Here is a 15,986-nt window from a genome sequence, read left to right on the forward strand (position 1 = left end):
TTCAGGGGCGTTTTGCTATGTCGTATTCAGGAGAGCCCGATGCCTACCGTTACTGAAACCATTGCCGCCGTTGCCACTGCCCAAGGCCGTGGTGGCGTGGGCATCGTGCGTGTTTCCGGGCCCTTGGCGGGCCGGCTGGCTAAGGCGATTTGTCAGCGAGAGTTGAAACCGCGCTACGCCCATTACGGACCGTTCTTTGCGGAGGCTGAGCAGGTGCTCGATGAAGGCCTGGCCCTGTATTTCCCTGGCCCCAACTCCTTTACCGGCGAAGATGTGCTGGAGCTTCAGGGGCATGGCGGACCGGTGGTGCTGGATTTACTGCTGCGTCGTTGTGTACAACTCGGCGCGCGCTTGGCCCGCCCCGGTGAGTTCAGTGAGCGTGCGTTTCTCAATGACAAGCTCGATCTGGCGCAGGCCGAGGCGATTGCCGACCTGATCGAAGCCAGCTCAGAACAGGCGGCGCGCAATGCCTTGCGTTCATTGCAGGGTGAATTCTCGCGGCGCGTGCACAGCCTGACCGAACGCCTGATCAGCCTGCGCATCTATGTCGAAGCGGCCATCGATTTCCCGGAAGAGGAAATCGACTTTCTCGCCGACGGTCATGTACTCAGCTTGCTCGATGGTGTGCGCACGGACCTCGCGGGTGTGCTGCGTGAGGCCGGCCAAGGCGCGCTGCTGCGCGATGGTATGACGGTAGTGATAGCCGGGCGCCCCAACGCCGGTAAATCCAGCCTGCTAAATGCCTTGGCCGGACGCGAAGCGGCCATTGTCACCGAGATCGCGGGGACCACCCGTGATGTTCTGCGCGAACATATCCACATCGACGGCATGCCCCTGCACGTGGTCGATACCGCGGGCTTGCGTGATACCCAAGATCAGGTTGAACGGATCGGTGTAGAACGCGCGCTCAAGGCGATTGGCGAAGCCGATCGTATCCTCCTGGTGGTGGATGCCACGGCACCGGAAGCGGACGATCCATTTGCCTTGTGGCCAGAGTTTCTCGACCAGCGTCCTGACCCGGCCCGGGTAACCCTGATCCGCAATAAGGCCGACCTATCTGCCGAAGCTGTGGATCTAGAAGTCTGCAATGACGGCCACGTCACCATCAGCCTGTCCGCCAAGTCGAGCGAAGGGCTGGACCTGCTGCGTGAGCACCTGAAAGCCTGCATGGGTTATGCACAGACCTCCGAGAGCAGCTTCAGCGCCCGCCGGCGTCATCTAGAGGCGCTGCGCCAGGCGGCGGCTCACCTTGGACATGGCCACGCCCAACTGACCCTCGCCGGTGCTGGCGAGCTGCTCGCTGAAGACCTGCGTATGGCGCAGCAAGCCTTAGGCGAAATCACTGGAGCTTTCAGTTCTGATGACCTGCTGGGGCGAATCTTCTCCAGCTTCTGCATCGGTAAATGACAGCTTGCAGGTTAGCAAGCAAGGCCATCTAAGCAGCAAACAACGCCTATCCCTGGGCGTCGCGTTGCTCATCAGCCGTAACCATTTCTGAGGGGTTACGGCCCCTCTAACCTGCCGCCGTGTGCAAGATGCCCTGCCTGTAGCAGGGATCATCCTGCTGCCGCTATATCCTCTAAAACTTCCCACATGTCTCTCAGGCAGGCATTCGCGTGGCTGAAAGATAGGCACAACGCCAACTATTTCATCGGCTAAGCCCTGTGGAAAACCCAGCCTAAGCCCTGCTTATAACCCTGTGATAAAACCGAGGATAAACGCCCCTGTGGATAACCATCACTTTCATCCACAGCTTGCGTACGGCAATTGAACAGGCTGATAGCAGGATCAACACAAACTTTTGAAACGCTGTACACATTGATATTGTTGGCCTGTAGCAATCTATCCACAGAAAAGCCGTTGCTAAGTAATAAACATAAAAACAAAGCTTTATAAAAATTCATTCTTTTAATCTTTATTAACCGACCCGGCTAAACAGGTCTCAGACCAGCTGGCTATTTTTTGTGCAAAAGGCTTCTTTCACACCGGCGAACTCCCTATACTTGCCGCCTTTCCCGCTTTTCAATCTAAAAAGCCCCCCATTTCTCAACAGGCACGAGGTGCGTGGTGGATTTCCCTTCCCGTTTTCAGGTGATCGTCATCGGCGGCGGTCATGCCGGTACTGAAGCTGCATTGGCAGCTGCACGCATGGGGGTAAAAACCCTGCTGCTGACCCATAACGTGGAAACACTCGGGCAGATGAGCTGCAACCCCGCGATTGGCGGAATCGGCAAAAGCCATCTGGTCAAGGAAATCGACGCCCTTGGCGGCGCCATGGCAGAAGCCACTGACCGTGGCGGTATCCAGTTTCGGGTACTCAACAGCCGCAAAGGCCCGGCAGTCCGAGCCACCCGGGCTCAAGCAGACCGGGTGCTGTACAAAGCGGCGATTCGCGAAACCCTGGAGAACCAGGCCAACCTGTGGATATTTCAGCAGGCAGCCGATGATCTGATTGTCGAAAACGATGAAGTCAAAGGCGTTGTCACCCAAATGGGTCTGCGTTTCCTCGCGGATTCCGTGGTGTTGACCACCGGCACCTTCCTCGGCGGACTTATCCACATCGGCATGCAGAACTATTCTGGCGGTCGTGCTGGTGATCCCCCTTCGATTGCTTTGGCACAGCGCTTACGTGAATTACCGCTGCGCGTCGGCCGCTTGAAAACCGGAACGCCGCCACGCATTGATGGCCGTTCTGTGGATTTTTCGCAGATGACCGAACAGCCGGGTGATACGCCAACGCCGCTGATGTCCTTCCTCGGTCGCGCCGAACAGCAGCCGCGTCAGGTCAGCTGCTGGATCACCCACACCAATGCGCGTACCCACGAAATCATTGCGGCCAACCTTGATCGTTCGCCGATGTACTCCGGCGTGATCGAAGGCGTCGGCCCGCGCTACTGCCCGTCAATCGAAGACAAGATTCACCGTTTTGCCGACAAGGACAGCCATCAGGTATTTATCGAGCCCGAAGGCCTGAATACCCACGAGCTGTACCCCAACGGCATTTCCACCTCGTTGCCCTTCGACGTGCAATTGCAGATCGTGCGCAGCATCCGTGGGATGGAGAACGCTCACATCGTGCGGCCCGGCTACGCCATCGAGTACGACTACTTCGATCCGCGAGATTTGAAGTACAGCCTGGAAACCAAAGTGATCGCCGGGCTGTTCTTCGCCGGGCAGATCAACGGCACCACCGGTTACGAAGAAGCCGGCGCCCAGGGTTTGCTCGCCGGAGCCAACGCCGCACTGCGTGCGCAAGGCAAGGACAGCTGGTGCCCGCGTCGCGATGAGGCGTACATCGGTGTGCTGGTCGACGATTTGATTACCCTCGGTACTCAAGAGCCGTACCGCATGTTCACTTCGCGCGCCGAATACCGGCTGATCCTGCGCGAAGACAATGCCGACCTGCGTCTGACCGAGAAAGGTCGTGAGCTGGGTCTGGTCGATGATGTACGCTGGGCGGCGTTTGAGGCCAAACGCAACGCCATCGTCGAGGAAGAACAACGTCTGAAAAGCACTTGGGTACGTCCAGGTACAGCCCAGGGCGATGCAATTGCCGAGCACTTCGGCACTCCGCTGACCCACGAATACAACTTGCTCAACCTGCTGGCTCGGCCGGAAATCGATTACCCCGGGTTGATCGCCATCACCGGTGGCGGTGCACTGGACCCACAAGTGGCCGAGCAGGTCGAGATCAAGACCAAATACGCCGGTTATATCGACCGCCAACAGGACGAAATCGCCCGTCTGCGCGCCAGTGAAGACACCAAGTTACCGAGCGATATCGATTACGCGGGCATTTCCGGCTTGTCCAAGGAAATCCAGCACAAACTCGGCAACACCCGTCCAGAAACCCTCGGCCAGGCCTCGCGCATACCTGGGGTCACCCCGGCAGCGATTTCCCTTTTGCTGATTTACCTGAAAAAACGCACTGCCGGTCAGCAGTTGGAGCACAGCGTCTGATGTCGTTGGTCACTGCACGTCACGCCGAAGAACTGCGCGAAGGCGCGATTGAACTGGGCGTCGCACTCAGCCCCGAACAGCACGAGCAGTTGCTCGCCTACCTGGCATTGCTGATCAAGTGGAACAAGGCCTACAACCTGACCGCGGTGCGCGATCCGGATGAAATGGTCTCGCGCCACCTGCTCGACAGCCTGTCCGTGGTTGAACATGTGCGCGAGGCTGGGGATAACTGGCTGGACGTCGGCAGCGGTGGCGGCATGCCGGGTATTCCACTGGCCATCCTGTTTCCCGAACGACAGTTCACCCTGCTTGATTCAAACGGCAAAAAGACCCGCTTCCTGACGCAAGTGAAGCTGGAGCTGAAACTGGCCAACCTGCAAGTTATCCACAGCCGAGTTGAAGCGTTTACCCCTGAGCAGCCGTTCAGTGGCATTTGCTCGCGAGCGTTCAGCTCCCTGGAAGACTTCAGCAACTGGACCCGTCATCTTGGTGATGGCCATAGCCAGTGGCTGGCGATGAAAGGCGTGCACCCGGACGACGAGCTGCAGGCTTTGCCTGCGGACTTTCGTCTCACTGCCACCCATGTACTCAAGGTTCCCGGTTGCCAAGGTCAGCGCCATCTGCTGATACTGCGCCGCTCGGTTTAGGGGGAACGGCAGCATGGCTAAGGTATTCGCAATCGCTAACCAGAAAGGCGGTGTGGGTAAAACCACCACCTGCATTAACCTGGCCGCTTCGCTGGTGGCAACCAAACGCCGTGTATTGCTGATTGACCTCGATCCACAAGGCAACGCCACCATGGGCAGCGGTGTGGATAAGCATGCGCTGGAGCACTCGGTTTACGACCTGTTGATCGGCGAGTGCAACCTGGGCGATGCCATGCAGTTTTCCGAGCATGGCGGTTATCAACTGCTGCCGGCCAACCGCGATCTCACGGCTGCCGAAGTCGGCTTGCTGGAAATGCAGATGAAGGAAAGCCGGCTGCGTAATGCGCTGGCCCCGATCCGCGAGAATTACGATTACATCCTCATCGATTGCCCGCCAGCGCTGTCGATGCTCACCATCAACGCCCTGGTGGCCGCTGATGGCGTGATCATCCCGATGCAGTGTGAGTACTACGCGCTGGAAGGGTTGAGTGACCTGGTCAACAGCATCCAGCGTATTGCCGAGTTGTTGAACCCAAGTCTGAAAATCGAAGGGCTGTTGCGTACCATGTACGACCCGCGCATCAGCCTGACCAACGACGTCTCGGCGCAGCTCAAGCAGCATTTCCCCGAGACGCTGTACCAAACCGTTATCCCGCGTAACGTGCGTTTGGCCGAAGCTCCGAGCTTTGGCATGCCGGCGCTGGTGTATGACAAAAGTTCCCGCGGGGCCATTGCCTATTTGGCACTGGCCGGCGAATTGGTCCGCCGCCAGCGTGCGAACGCTCGCAGCGCAACCGCATAAGGAAATACCCATGGCTGTGAAAAAACGAGGACTGGGACGCGGTCTGGATGCCCTGCTGGGCGGTTCCAGCGTCAGCGCTTTGCAGGAAGAAGCGGCGCAGGTCGACAGCCGTGAGCTGCAATACGTGCCACTGGACTTGATTCAGCGCGGCAAATACCAGCCACGTCGCGACATGGATCCGACGGCCCTGGAAGAACTGGCACAGTCGATCAAATCCCATGGGGTGATGCAGCCGATTGTAGTGCGCCCGATAGGCGGAGGACGTTTCGAAATCGTCGCTGGCGAACGGCGCTGGCGCGCCAGTCAGCAAGCCGGCCAGGACAAGATTCCAGCCATGGTCCGTGAGCTGCCGGACGAAGCGGCCATTGCCATGGCGCTGATCGAGAACATCCAGCGCGAAGACCTCAACCCCATCGAAGAAGCCATGGCGTTGCAGCGTTTGCAGCAGGAGTTCCAGCTGACTCAACAGCAGGTCGCCGATGCGGTGGGCAAATCCCGCGTGACCATCAGCAACCTGCTGCGCCTGATCGCGTTGCCGGAAGAGATCAAAATCCTCCTGTCGCATGGTGATCTGGAAATGGGCCATGCCCGTGCCTTGCTCGGTTTGCCTGCTGAACAGCAGACTGAAGGTGCGCGACATGTTGTCGCACGTGGCCTCACCGTGCGCCAAACCGAAGCACTGGTACGGCAGTGGCTGAACAGCAAAGACAAACCAGTGACCGAGGTCAAAGCTGACCCGGACATCATCCGCCTGGAACAGCGTCTGGCCGAGCGCCTGGGCTCGCCGGTGCAGATCAAGCATGGGCAGAAAGGCAAAGGTCAGTTGGTGATCAGCTACAGCTCGCTGGATGAGCTGCAAGGAGTGCTTGCTCACATTCGTTGAAACAATTGCACGTGTAGCGAGTAGTCGGAAATCACTACCCGACGGTTGAATGGGTGGGGAAGCGCCCCTATACTCTGCGCGCATTTCGTCGGCACAAAGTATGCCAAGTTATTGATTTAAAGCGCCGACGACCGAGTTCGCATTACAGGAAAACCAGATGGACGTTCGCACGCCAAATCGCCTGCCCTTCCATCGCTTAGCAGTTTTTCCGGTCTTGCTGACGCAGCTTTTGCTGCTGCTGCTGTTAGCCCTGGTGTTATGGCAGTGGCATGGCGCGGTAGCCGGTTACTCCGGGTTATGTGGTGGCCTGATTGCATGGCTGCCGAATGTGTATTTCGCCCACAAGGCGTTCCGTTTCAGTGGAGCGCGGGCTGCTCAAGCCATCGTCCGGTCATTTTATGCCGGCGAGGCGGGCAAACTGGTTTTAACGGCAGTGCTGTTTGCACTGACCTTTGCAGGTGTGAAGCCTCTGGAACCGCTGGCGGTATTTGGCGTGTTCTTCCTGACCCAGTTGGTCAATTGGTTCGCACCTTTGCTGATGAAAAAAAGACTTTCGAGACCTTAAGGCGTTTGAGGCACACATGGCAGAACAAACAGCTTCGGGCTATATCCAGCACCACCTGCAGAACCTGACTTACGGGCAACTGCCTAATGGTGATTGGGGCTTTGCCCACACCGCGCAAGAAGCCAAAGAAATGGGCTTTTGGGCTTTCCACGTCGATACCCTCGGCTGGTCCGTGGCCCTCGGCCTATTTTTCATCCTGCTGTTCCGTATGGCGGCGAAGAAGGCAACTTCCGGTCAACCTGGCGCCCTGCAGAACTTCGTTGAAGTGCTGGTCGACTTCGTCGATGGCAGCGTCAAAGACAGTTTCCATGGCCGCAGCCCGGTGATTGCACCGCTGGCGCTGACGATTTTTGTCTGGGTGTTCCTAATGAACGCCATCGACCTGATCCCAGTTGACTGGATTCCGATGCTGGCCGTGCTGATCTCGGGCGACTCGCACATTCCGTTCCGTGCGGTCTCCACCACCGATCCAAACGCGACCCTGGGTATGGCCCTGTCGGTGTTTGCACTGATCATTTTCTACAGCATCAAGGTCAAGGGCATTGGCGGCTTCATCGGTGAGCTGACCCTGCACCCGTTCGGTAGCAAGAACCTGTTTGTGCAGGCGCTGCTGATCCCGGTCAACTTCCTGCTGGAATTCGTCACCCTGATCGCCAAGCCGATTTCCCTGGCGCTGCGTCTGTTCGGCAACATGTATGCCGGTGAGTTGGTGTTTATTCTGATCGCTGTGATGTTCGGCAGCGGTCTGCTCTGGCTGAGTGCCTTGGGCGTTGTCTTGCAGTGGGCGTGGGCGGTGTTCCACATCCTGATCATTACCCTGCAAGCGTTCATCTTCATGATGCTGACCATCGTTTACTTGTCGATGGCGCACGAAGACAACCACTAAGGGCGCTTAGGCGCTCATGGTGGACGCCCGCAAGGGCACAGAAGCACCGGTTTTGTTTTACCGCTTTACCCTTAGAAAACCTTAACCAATACGACATAAAAAGTCGGGAGGAAAGATGGAAACTGTAGTTGGTCTGACCGCTATCGCTGTAGCACTGCTGATTGGCCTGGGTGCCCTGGGTACCGCCATTGGTTTCGGCCTGCTGGGCGGCAAGTTCCTGGAAGGCGCTGCGCGTCAGCCGGAAATGGTTCCAATGCTGCAAGTGAAAATGTTCATCGTCGCCGGTCTGCTCGACGCCGTGACCATGATCGGTGTTGGTATCGCACTGTTCTTCACCTTCGCGAACCCCTTCGTTGGTCAACTCGCTGGCTAATCACTCGGTTTTCGAGTGATTAGTTGTGATGGACAACGAACGAGCGAGGTGTTGGCGTGAACATTAATGCAACCCTGATTGGTCAGTCCGTTGCCTTCTTCATCTTCGTGCTGTTCTGCATGAAGTTCGTATGGCCTCCGGTCATTACGGCTTTGCAAGAACGTCAGAAGAAGATCGCAGACGGCCTGGACGCCGCTAGCCGTGCGGCTCGTGACCTGGAGTTGGCCCAAGAGAAAGTGGGTCAGCAACTGCGCGAAGCCAAAGGCCAAGCAGCCGAGATCATTGAGCAAGCCAAGAAACGCGGTACTCAGATTGTCGACGAAGCCCGTGAACAGGCTCGTGTCGAAGCTGACCGTGTGAAGGCTCAGGCTCAGGCCGAGATCGAACAGGAAATCAACGGTGTCAAAGACGCGCTGCGTGCCCAACTGGGTAGCCTGGCCGTTAGCGGTGCCGAGAAGATCCTGGGCGCATCTATCGACCAAAACGCGCATGCGGAGCTGGTTTCCAAACTGGCAGCCGAAATTTAAGCGAGGGCGCGATCATGGCAGAACTGACCACGCTGGCCCGACCTTACGCCAAGGCTGCCTTTGAGCACGCCCAGGCCCACCAGCAACTGGCCTCTTGGTCAGCCATGCTCGGCCTGGCTGCAGCGGTGTCGCAAGACGACACCATGCAGCGTGTGCTCAAAGCACCGCGTTTGACGAGTACAGACAAGGCCACCACCTTTGTTGAGGTGTGTGGTGACAAGTTCGACGCCCAGGTACGCAATTTCATTCACATCGTCGCTGAAAACGATCGCCTGGCCCTGTTGCCAGAGATCGTTGAACTGTTCGAGCTTTACAAAGCCGAGCAGGAAAAGTCGATCGACGTGGACGTTACCAGTGCCTTCGCATTGAGCGATGAACAGCAAGACAAACTCGCCAAGGTTCTCAGTGCACGGCTCGGCCGAGAAGTGCGTCTGCACGCCGCGGAGGATGCCACCCTTATCGGTGGTGTCGTAATCCGCGCCGGCGACCTGGTTATCGATGGCTCAGTTCGCGGCAAAATCGCGAAGCTGGCCGAAGCATTGAAATCTTGAGTTTGAAGGGGCAGCAGAGCTATGCAGCAACTCAATCCTTCCGAAATAAGTGAAATCATCAAGGGGCGTATCGAGAATCTCGATGTCGCCTCTCAAGCCCGTAACGAAGGCACTGTCGTCAGCGTATCTGACGGTATTGTGCGTATTCACGGTCTCGCCGACGTTATGTACGGTGAAATGATCGAGTTCCCGGGCGGTGTCTACGGTATGGCACTGAACCTGGAGCAAGACTCCGTGGGTGCAGTTGTCCTGGGTGCGTATACCACCCTGGCCGAAGGCATGAGCGCCAAGTGCACCGGTCGCATCCTCGAAGTTCCGGTTGGTCCGGAACTGCTGGGTCGCGTCGTTGACGCACTGGGCAACCCAATTGACGGCAAAGGCCCACTCAATAACGTCGCTACCGACGCTGTTGAGAAGGTTGCGCCGGGCGTGATCTGGCGTAAGTCGGTCGACCAGCCGGTGCAAACCGGTTACAAGTCGGTCGATGCCATGATCCCGGTTGGCCGTGGCCAGCGTGAGCTGATCATCGGTGACCGTCAGATCGGTAAAACCGCTCTGGCCATCGACGCCATCATCAACCAGAAGAACAGCGGCATTAAGTGCGTTTACGTAGCCATTGGTCAGAAGCAATCGACCATCGCTAACGTGGTGCGCAAGCTGGAAGAAAACGGCGCGTTGGCTAACACCATCGTGGTCGCGGCTTCCGCTTCTGAATCCGCTGCACTGCAGTTCATCGCACCGTACGCCGGTTGCACCATGGGCGAATACTTCCGCGACCGCGGTGAAGACGCGCTGATCGTTTATGACGATCTGTCCAAGCAAGCAGTGGCTTACCGCCAGATTTCCCTGCTGCTGCGCCGTCCGCCAGGTCGTGAAGCTTACCCAGGCGACGTGTTCTATCTCCACAGCCGTCTGCTGGAGCGCGCATCGCGCGTTTCCGAAGAGTATGTTGAGAAGTTCACCAATGGCGCCGTGACTGGCAAGACCGGTTCCTTGACCGCTCTGCCGATCATTGAAACCCAGGCTGGCGACGTTTCCGCGTTCGTTCCGACCAACGTGATTTCGATCACCGACGGTCAGATCTTCCTGGAATCGGCCATGTTCAACTCGGGCATCCGTCCAGCGGTCAACGCTGGTATTTCGGTATCCCGCGTCGGTGGTGCTGCACAGACCAAGATCATCAAGAAGCTCTCCGGTGGTATCCGTACCGCTCTGGCTCAGTACCGTGAACTGGCGGCCTTCGCCCAGTTTGCTTCTGACCTAGACGAAGCCACCCGTAAGCAGCTTGAGCATGGTCAGCGCGTTACCGAGCTGATGAAGCAGAAGCAATATGCGCCAATGTCGATTGCTGACATGTCCGTATCGCTGTATGCCGCTGAGCGTGGTTTCCTGGTCGATATCGAAGTTGCCAAAGTTGGCGCATTCGAACAGGCCCTGATTGCTTACTTCAACCGGGATCACGCCGCACTGCTGGCGAAGATCAACGAGAAGGGTGACTTCAATGACGACATCGATGGCCAGCTGAAAGCCGGTATCGAGAAGTTCAAGGCCACCCAAACCTGGTAAGCCGCAGTGGGGACCGCAAGGTCCCCGCTTGCTAACCCGATAGGTGTCAAATGGCAGGCGCAAAAGAGATTCGCAGCAAGATTGCGAGCATCAAAAGCACGCAGAAGATCACCAGCGCCATGGAAAAGGTGGCGGTCAGCAAAATGCGCAGAGCACAAATGCGCATGGCTGCTAGCCGTCCCTACGCGGAGCGTATCCGTCAGGTGATTGGTCATCTGGCCAACGCCAACCCGGAATACCGTCATCCGTTCATGATCGACCGCGAAGTTAAGCGTGTGGGTTATGTCGTGGTGAGCTCGGACCGTGGTCTGTGTGGTGGTCTGAACACCAACCTGTTCAAGGCTCTGGTTAAAGACATGGCGAGCAATCGCGAGCAAGGCGTTGAGATTGATCTCTGCGTCGTTGGCAGCAAAGGTGCGGCATTCTTCCGTAACTTTGGTGGCAACATCGTTGCTGCGATCAGCCACCTGGGCGAAGAACCATCGATCAATGATCTGATTGGTAGCGTCAAGGTAATGCTCGATGCGTACCTCGAAGGTCGTATCGATCGTTTGTCCGTGGTCTCGAACAAGTTCATCAATACCATGACGCAAAAGCCGACAGTGGAGCAGTTGATTCCGCTGGTGGCCGATCCGGATAAAGAACTCAAGCACCACTGGGATTACCTGTACGAACCCGACGCCAAAGAGCTGCTGGACGGCTTGATGGTGCGTTACGTGGAGTCGCAGGTGTACCAGGCAGTGGTTGAGAACAACGCGGCTGAACAAGCGGCCCGGATGATCGCGATGAAGAACGCCACCGACAACGCTGGCGATATCATCAAAGACCTGCAGTTGGTTTACAACAAGGCACGTCAGGCAGCGATCACCCAGGAAATTTCGGAAATCGTCGGCGGCGCTGCCGCGGTTTAAGCACGGTTCAAATATTCAGAGGAACCAAAGATGAGTAGCGGACGTATCGTTCAAATCATCGGCGCCGTTATCGACGTGGAATTCCCGCGTGATCAAGTGCCGAGTGTTTATGAAGCGCTGAAAGTAGTCGGCGCCGAAACCACCCTTGAAGTTCAGCAGCAGCTGGGCGACGGCGTGGTACGTACCATTGCGATGGGTTCGACCGAAGGCCTCAAGCGTGGCCTGAACGTCGCTAGCACTGGCGCAGGTATCCAGGTACCGGTTGGGGTGAAAACCCTGGGCCGGATCATGGACGTGCTGGGCAACCCGATTGACGAAGCTGGCCCGATTGGCGAAGAAGAGCGTTGGGGCATTCACCGTGCCGCGCCTTCCTATGCTGAGCAAGCTGGCTCCAACGAACTGCTGGAAACTGGCATCAAGGTTATCGACCTGGTTTGCCCGTTCGCCAAGGGCGGTAAAGTCGGTCTGTTCGGTGGTGCCGGTGTCGGCAAGACCGTAAACATGATGGAACTGATCCGTAACATCGCCATCGAGCACAGCGGTTATTCCGTGTTCGCCGGTGTGGGTGAGCGTACTCGTGAGGGTAACGACTTCTACCACGAGATGAAGGACTCCAACGTTCTCGACAAGGTAGCCCTGGTTTACGGTCAGATGAACGAGCCACCGGGAAACCGTCTGCGCGTAGCACTGACTGGCCTGACCATGGCCGAGAAGTTCCGTGACGAAGGCCGTGATGTACTGTTCTTCGTGGACAACATCTACCGTTATACCTTGGCCGGTACTGAAGTATCCGCACTGCTGGGCCGTATGCCTTCCGCAGTGGGTTATCAGCCGACCCTGGCCGAAGAAATGGGCGTTCTGCAAGAGCGTATTACTTCGACCAAGACCGGTTCGATCACCTCGATCCAGGCCGTTTACGTTCCTGCGGACGACCTGACTGACCCAAGCCCGGCGACCACCTTCGCCCACTTGGACGCCACCGTTGTACTGTCCCGTGACATCGCCTCCCTGGGTATCTACCCAGCGGTCGATCCACTCGACTCGACGTCGCGCCAGCTGGACCCGATGGTTATCGGCCAGGAGCACTACGACACAGCTCGCGGCGTACAGTACGTACTGCAGCGTTACAAAGAGCTGAAGGACATCATCGCGATTCTGGGTATGGACGAACTGTCCGAAACAGACAAGCAGCTGGTATCCCGTGCTCGTAAGATCCAGCGCTTCCTGTCCCAGCCGTTCTTCGTGGCCGAAGTCTTCACCGGTTCGCCAGGTAAGTACGTTTCCCTGAAGGACACCATTGCCGGCTTCAGCGGCATTCTGAAAGGTGATTACGATCACTTGCCAGAGCAGGCGTTCTACATGGTTGGCAGCATCGAAGAAGCTGTTGAGAAAGCGAAGAAACTGTAATCACCCGTGCGCCCGGTAACGGGCGCTTACGGTCTGTGTGTATACGTAGTAGTGTGTAAGCAGACCGATACGTGAGGTTAGACATGGCTATGACAGTCCATTGCGACATCGTCAGCGCAGAAGGCGAGATCTTCTCCGGTCTGGTCGAGATGGTGATTGCGCACGGCAACCTGGGTGATATTGGTATCGCTCCAGGCCACGCGCCGCTGATCACCGACCTCAAGCCGGGTCCGATTCGTCTGGTCAAGCTGGGTGGCGAAGCCGAGGTGTTTTACATCTCCGGTGGCTTCCTGGAAGTCCAGCCGAGCATGATCAAAGTGCTCGCCGATACTGTGCAGCGTGCTGCCGATATCGATGAAGCTGCTGCTCAGTTGGCCCTCCAGGCCGCTGAGAAAGCCTTGAATGAGAAGGGCGCGGAGTTCGATTACGGTTCCGCAGCCGCTCACCTGGCCGAGGTTGCAGCACAGCTGCGTACCGTTCAGCAGTTGCGCAAGAAGTTCGGCGGTTAATTCTGCCGCTTCATCGCAAACGAGTAAAAGGGTAGCCTTGGCTACCCTTTTTCTTGCCTGTCATTTCATCTTTTAGTGGGTTGTGTTGTGGACTTATCCACAGGGAACAACCGACGCTTGCCCAGGACTACCTCCTATGTCGCTCGATATCGTCATTCTCGCCGCCGGCCAAGGCACCCGCATGCGCTCGGCCTTGCCGAAAGTGCTGCACCCGATTGCCGGCAAATCCATGCTCGGTCATGTGATTGATACGGCGCGGCAGCTAAAACCACAGGGCATTCACGTGGTGATTGGCCATGGCGCGGAACGCGTGCGTGAACAGCTGGCGGCGGATGACCTGAATTTCGTGCTGCAAACCGAGCAGCTGGGTACTGGCCACGCCGTGGCCCAAGCATTGCCAGCATTGACCGCCGAGCGAGTGTTGATTCTTTACGGCGATGTGCCGCTGATCGAAACCGCCACCCTTGAGCGCCTGTTGCAGCTGGTCTCAGAGCAACAGCTTGGCTTGTTGACGGTTAACCTGAATGACCCAACTGGTTACGGCCGCATCGTTCGCGATGACAGTGGCGTGGTTAACGCCATCGTCGAGCATAAAGATGCCAGCGCTGAGCAGCGCCTGATCAACGAGGGCAACACCGGCATTCTCGCCGTACCCGGCAAGCGCCTGAGCGACTGGTTGGGCCGTCTGTCCAACAGCAACGCACAGGGCGAGTACTACCTGACCGACGTGATTGCCATGGCGGTGGCTGATGGTTTGCTCGTCGCCACCGAACAGGCCGTCGACGAGATGGAAGTGTTGGGTGCCAATGACCGCATCCAACTGGCGCAGCTGGAGCGTCACTACCAATACCGCGCGGCGCGGCGTTTGATGGTGCAGGGCGTCACCCTGATCGACCCGGCACGCTTTGACCTGCGTGGCGAGGTCAGCGTGGGCCGCGATGTCACCATCGATATCAACGTGATACTCGAAGGCCGTGTAGTGATCGAAGACGGTGTACAGATCGGGCCGAATTGCGTGATCAAAAACAGCACCCTGCGCACCGGCGCGATCATCAAAGCCAACAGCCACTTGGAAGGTGCCGAGGTTGGCGAGGGTGCTGATTGCGGCCCGTTTGCGCGGTTGCGTCCCGGCACAGTGTTGGGGGTCAACGCGCATGTGGGTAACTTCGTGGAGCTGAAGAACGCCACCTTAGGTGAAGGGGCGAAAGCGGGCCACCTCAGCTACCTGGGCGACGCGCAAATCGGCGCGCGCACGAATATCGGTGCCGGCACCATCACCTGTAATTACGATGGTGCTAACAAGTTTAAGACCGTGCTCGGTGAAGACGTGTTTATTGGCTCCAACAGCGCATTGGTGGCACCAGTTACTTTGGGCGACCGCGCCACCACGGGTGCCGGTTCGGTGATCACCGCCGATGTACCGGCCAACACCCTGGCGGTTGGCCGCGCCAAGCAGCGCAATATCGAAGGTTGGAAGCGCCCGGTAAAGATCAAGAAGTGATGCTGTAAAAGCGATGGGTTACGCCGCTTCGCGAGTAACCCATCCTGCGCCTTCCATCGGTTTTCCTCTTGACGCAAAAGCTTCGTTAGGTTTTGATTCGCATCGCTATCTTTCGAATCGAAACTTAAATGTCGAAACGCAACACGCCACAACGTCGTCATACCATTCTTGCCCTGCTCGCCGAGCAAGGTGAAGTGAGCGTGGATGCTCTGTCGAAAGCCTTCGCTACCTCGGAAGTAACTATCCGCAAAGACCTCGCCGCGCTGGAGAAAAATGGCCTGCTGTTGCGTCGTTACGGCGGTGCGGTGCCGATGCCGCAGGAGCTGATCAGCGACAGCCAACCGATTTCACAATACAAGCAGGCCATCGCCCGCGCTGGTGTGGCGCGTATCCGCGAGCATGCACGGATCATCATCGACAGCGGCACCACCACGGCGGCGATGATCCCGCAACTCGGGCGCAAACCCGGCCTGGTGGTGATGACCAATTCGCTGAATGTTGCCCGCGCCATCAGCGAGCTAGAACACGAGCCGATACTGCTGATGACCGGCGGCACTTGGGACCCGCATTCGGAATCATTCCAGGGCCAAGTGGCCGAACAAGTGCTGCGCTCCTATGATTTTGACCAGCTGTTTATCGGTGCTGATGGCATCGACCTGAGCCGTGGCACCACCACCTTTAACGAACTGCTCGGCCTATCGCGGGTGATGGCCGAGGTGGCGCGTGAAGTGGTGGTGATGGTCGAGAGTGACAAGATCGGCCGCAAGATTCCCAACCTGGAGCTGCCTTGGGGCGGCATCCACACCCTGATAACCGACGAGCGACTAAGCGAAGACGCTCGTGAACAAATAACTGCGCGTGGGATCAAGCTGATCTGTGCGGCGGTAGACGCTTAAGT

General features: G+C 57.6%; 17 protein-coding genes. 16 read left to right on the forward strand and 1 reads right to left on the reverse strand.

Annotated features, from left to right (window positions below):
• Nucleotides 1-39 precede the first annotated feature (39 nt).
• Nucleotides 40-1,407, forward strand: a complete 1,368-nt coding sequence (mnmE, locus tag Q0V31_RS05955) for a tRNA uridine-5-carboxymethylaminomethyl(34) synthesis GTPase MnmE (protein WP_298185594.1) — start codon at nt 40-42, stop codon at nt 1,405-1,407.
• Between the two features lie 248 nt (nt 1,408-1,655).
• On the opposite strand, the gene Q0V31_RS05960 is transcribed toward mnmE, so the two are convergent.
• Entirely contained in the window at nt 1,656-1,904 is a 249-nt protein-coding gene (locus Q0V31_RS05960) for a hypothetical protein (RefSeq protein WP_298185595.1), read from the reverse strand.
• A gap of 163 nt (nt 1,905-2,067) precedes the next feature.
• Between Q0V31_RS05960 and mnmG the strand changes: the two genes are divergently transcribed.
• The 15 genes from mnmG to Q0V31_RS06035 all read left to right on the forward strand — a co-directional run bounded on the left by mnmG (nt 2,068) and on the right by Q0V31_RS06035 (nt 15,984).
• A complete protein-coding gene (mnmG, locus tag Q0V31_RS05965; protein WP_298185598.1) occupies nt 2,068-3,960 on the forward strand; it encodes a tRNA uridine-5-carboxymethylaminomethyl(34) synthesis enzyme MnmG in 1,893 nt (630 codons plus the stop codon).
• Nucleotides 3,960-4,607: a 16S rRNA (guanine(527)-N(7))-methyltransferase RsmG gene (rsmG, locus tag Q0V31_RS05970; protein ID WP_298185600.1), complete on the forward strand. Its 648-nt coding sequence runs from the start codon at nt 3,960-3,962 to the stop codon at nt 4,605-4,607. Before mnmG ends, rsmG begins: the two co-directional genes overlap by 1 nt.
• Before the next feature lie 13 nt (nt 4,608-4,620).
• The gene (locus tag Q0V31_RS05975; RefSeq protein WP_298185602.1) at nt 4,621-5,409 is read left to right on the forward strand and encodes a ParA family protein; all 789 of its coding nucleotides are present in this window, start codon (nt 4,621-4,623) and stop codon (nt 5,407-5,409) included.
• Nucleotides 5,410-5,419: 10 nt separating this feature from the next.
• Nucleotides 5,420-6,292: a ParB/RepB/Spo0J family partition protein gene (locus Q0V31_RS05980; protein ID WP_298185604.1), complete on the forward strand. Its 873-nt coding sequence runs from the start codon at nt 5,420-5,422 to the stop codon at nt 6,290-6,292.
• A 157-nt stretch (nt 6,293-6,449) separates the two neighbouring features.
• Nucleotides 6,450-6,857: a F0F1 ATP synthase subunit I gene (locus Q0V31_RS05985; RefSeq protein WP_298185607.1), complete on the forward strand. Its 408-nt coding sequence runs from the start codon at nt 6,450-6,452 to the stop codon at nt 6,855-6,857.
• Nucleotides 6,858-6,873: 16 nt separating this feature from the next.
• Nucleotides 6,874-7,743, forward strand: coding sequence for a F0F1 ATP synthase subunit A (gene atpB, locus Q0V31_RS05990; RefSeq protein ID WP_298185609.1), 870 nt, complete (start codon nt 6,874-6,876; stop codon nt 7,741-7,743).
• A gap of 115 nt (nt 7,744-7,858) precedes the next feature.
• Nucleotides 7,859-8,116, forward strand: coding sequence for a F0F1 ATP synthase subunit C (gene atpE, locus Q0V31_RS05995; RefSeq protein WP_002555987.1), 258 nt, complete (start codon nt 7,859-7,861; stop codon nt 8,114-8,116).
• Nucleotides 8,117-8,172: 56 nt separating this feature from the next.
• Nucleotides 8,173-8,643: a F0F1 ATP synthase subunit B gene (locus tag Q0V31_RS06000; RefSeq protein ID WP_298185611.1), complete on the forward strand. Its 471-nt coding sequence runs from the start codon at nt 8,173-8,175 to the stop codon at nt 8,641-8,643.
• A gap of 14 nt (nt 8,644-8,657) precedes the next feature.
• Nucleotides 8,658-9,194: a F0F1 ATP synthase subunit delta gene (locus Q0V31_RS06005; RefSeq protein WP_298185613.1), complete on the forward strand. Its 537-nt coding sequence runs from the start codon at nt 8,658-8,660 to the stop codon at nt 9,192-9,194.
• Nucleotides 9,195-9,215: 21 nt separating this feature from the next.
• Entirely contained in the window at nt 9,216-10,760 is a 1,545-nt protein-coding gene (gene atpA, locus Q0V31_RS06010; RefSeq protein ID WP_298185615.1) for a F0F1 ATP synthase subunit alpha, read from the forward strand.
• A gap of 50 nt (nt 10,761-10,810) precedes the next feature.
• A complete protein-coding gene (gene atpG / locus Q0V31_RS06015; protein WP_298185617.1) occupies nt 10,811-11,671 on the forward strand; it encodes a F0F1 ATP synthase subunit gamma in 861 nt (286 codons plus the stop codon).
• Nucleotides 11,672-11,701: 30 nt separating this feature from the next.
• Nucleotides 11,702-13,078, forward strand: coding sequence for a F0F1 ATP synthase subunit beta (gene atpD, locus Q0V31_RS06020; RefSeq protein WP_090240978.1), 1,377 nt, complete (start codon nt 11,702-11,704; stop codon nt 13,076-13,078).
• A gap of 83 nt (nt 13,079-13,161) precedes the next feature.
• Nucleotides 13,162-13,587, forward strand: a complete 426-nt coding sequence (locus Q0V31_RS06025; RefSeq protein WP_298185622.1) for a F0F1 ATP synthase subunit epsilon — start codon at nt 13,162-13,164, stop codon at nt 13,585-13,587.
• Nucleotides 13,588-13,723: 136 nt separating this feature from the next.
• Nucleotides 13,724-15,088, forward strand: coding sequence for a bifunctional UDP-N-acetylglucosamine diphosphorylase/glucosamine-1-phosphate N-acetyltransferase GlmU (glmU, locus tag Q0V31_RS06030; RefSeq protein ID WP_298185624.1), 1,365 nt, complete (start codon nt 13,724-13,726; stop codon nt 15,086-15,088).
• A gap of 128 nt (nt 15,089-15,216) precedes the next feature.
• Entirely contained in the window at nt 15,217-15,984 is a 768-nt protein-coding gene (locus Q0V31_RS06035) for a DeoR family transcriptional regulator (RefSeq protein WP_298185627.1), read from the forward strand.
• Nucleotides 15,985-15,986 lie beyond the last annotated feature (2 nt).

The organism is uncultured Pseudomonas sp., from assembly GCF_943846705.1.
Taxonomy (GTDB): domain Bacteria; phylum Pseudomonadota; class Gammaproteobacteria; order Pseudomonadales; family Pseudomonadaceae; genus Aquipseudomonas.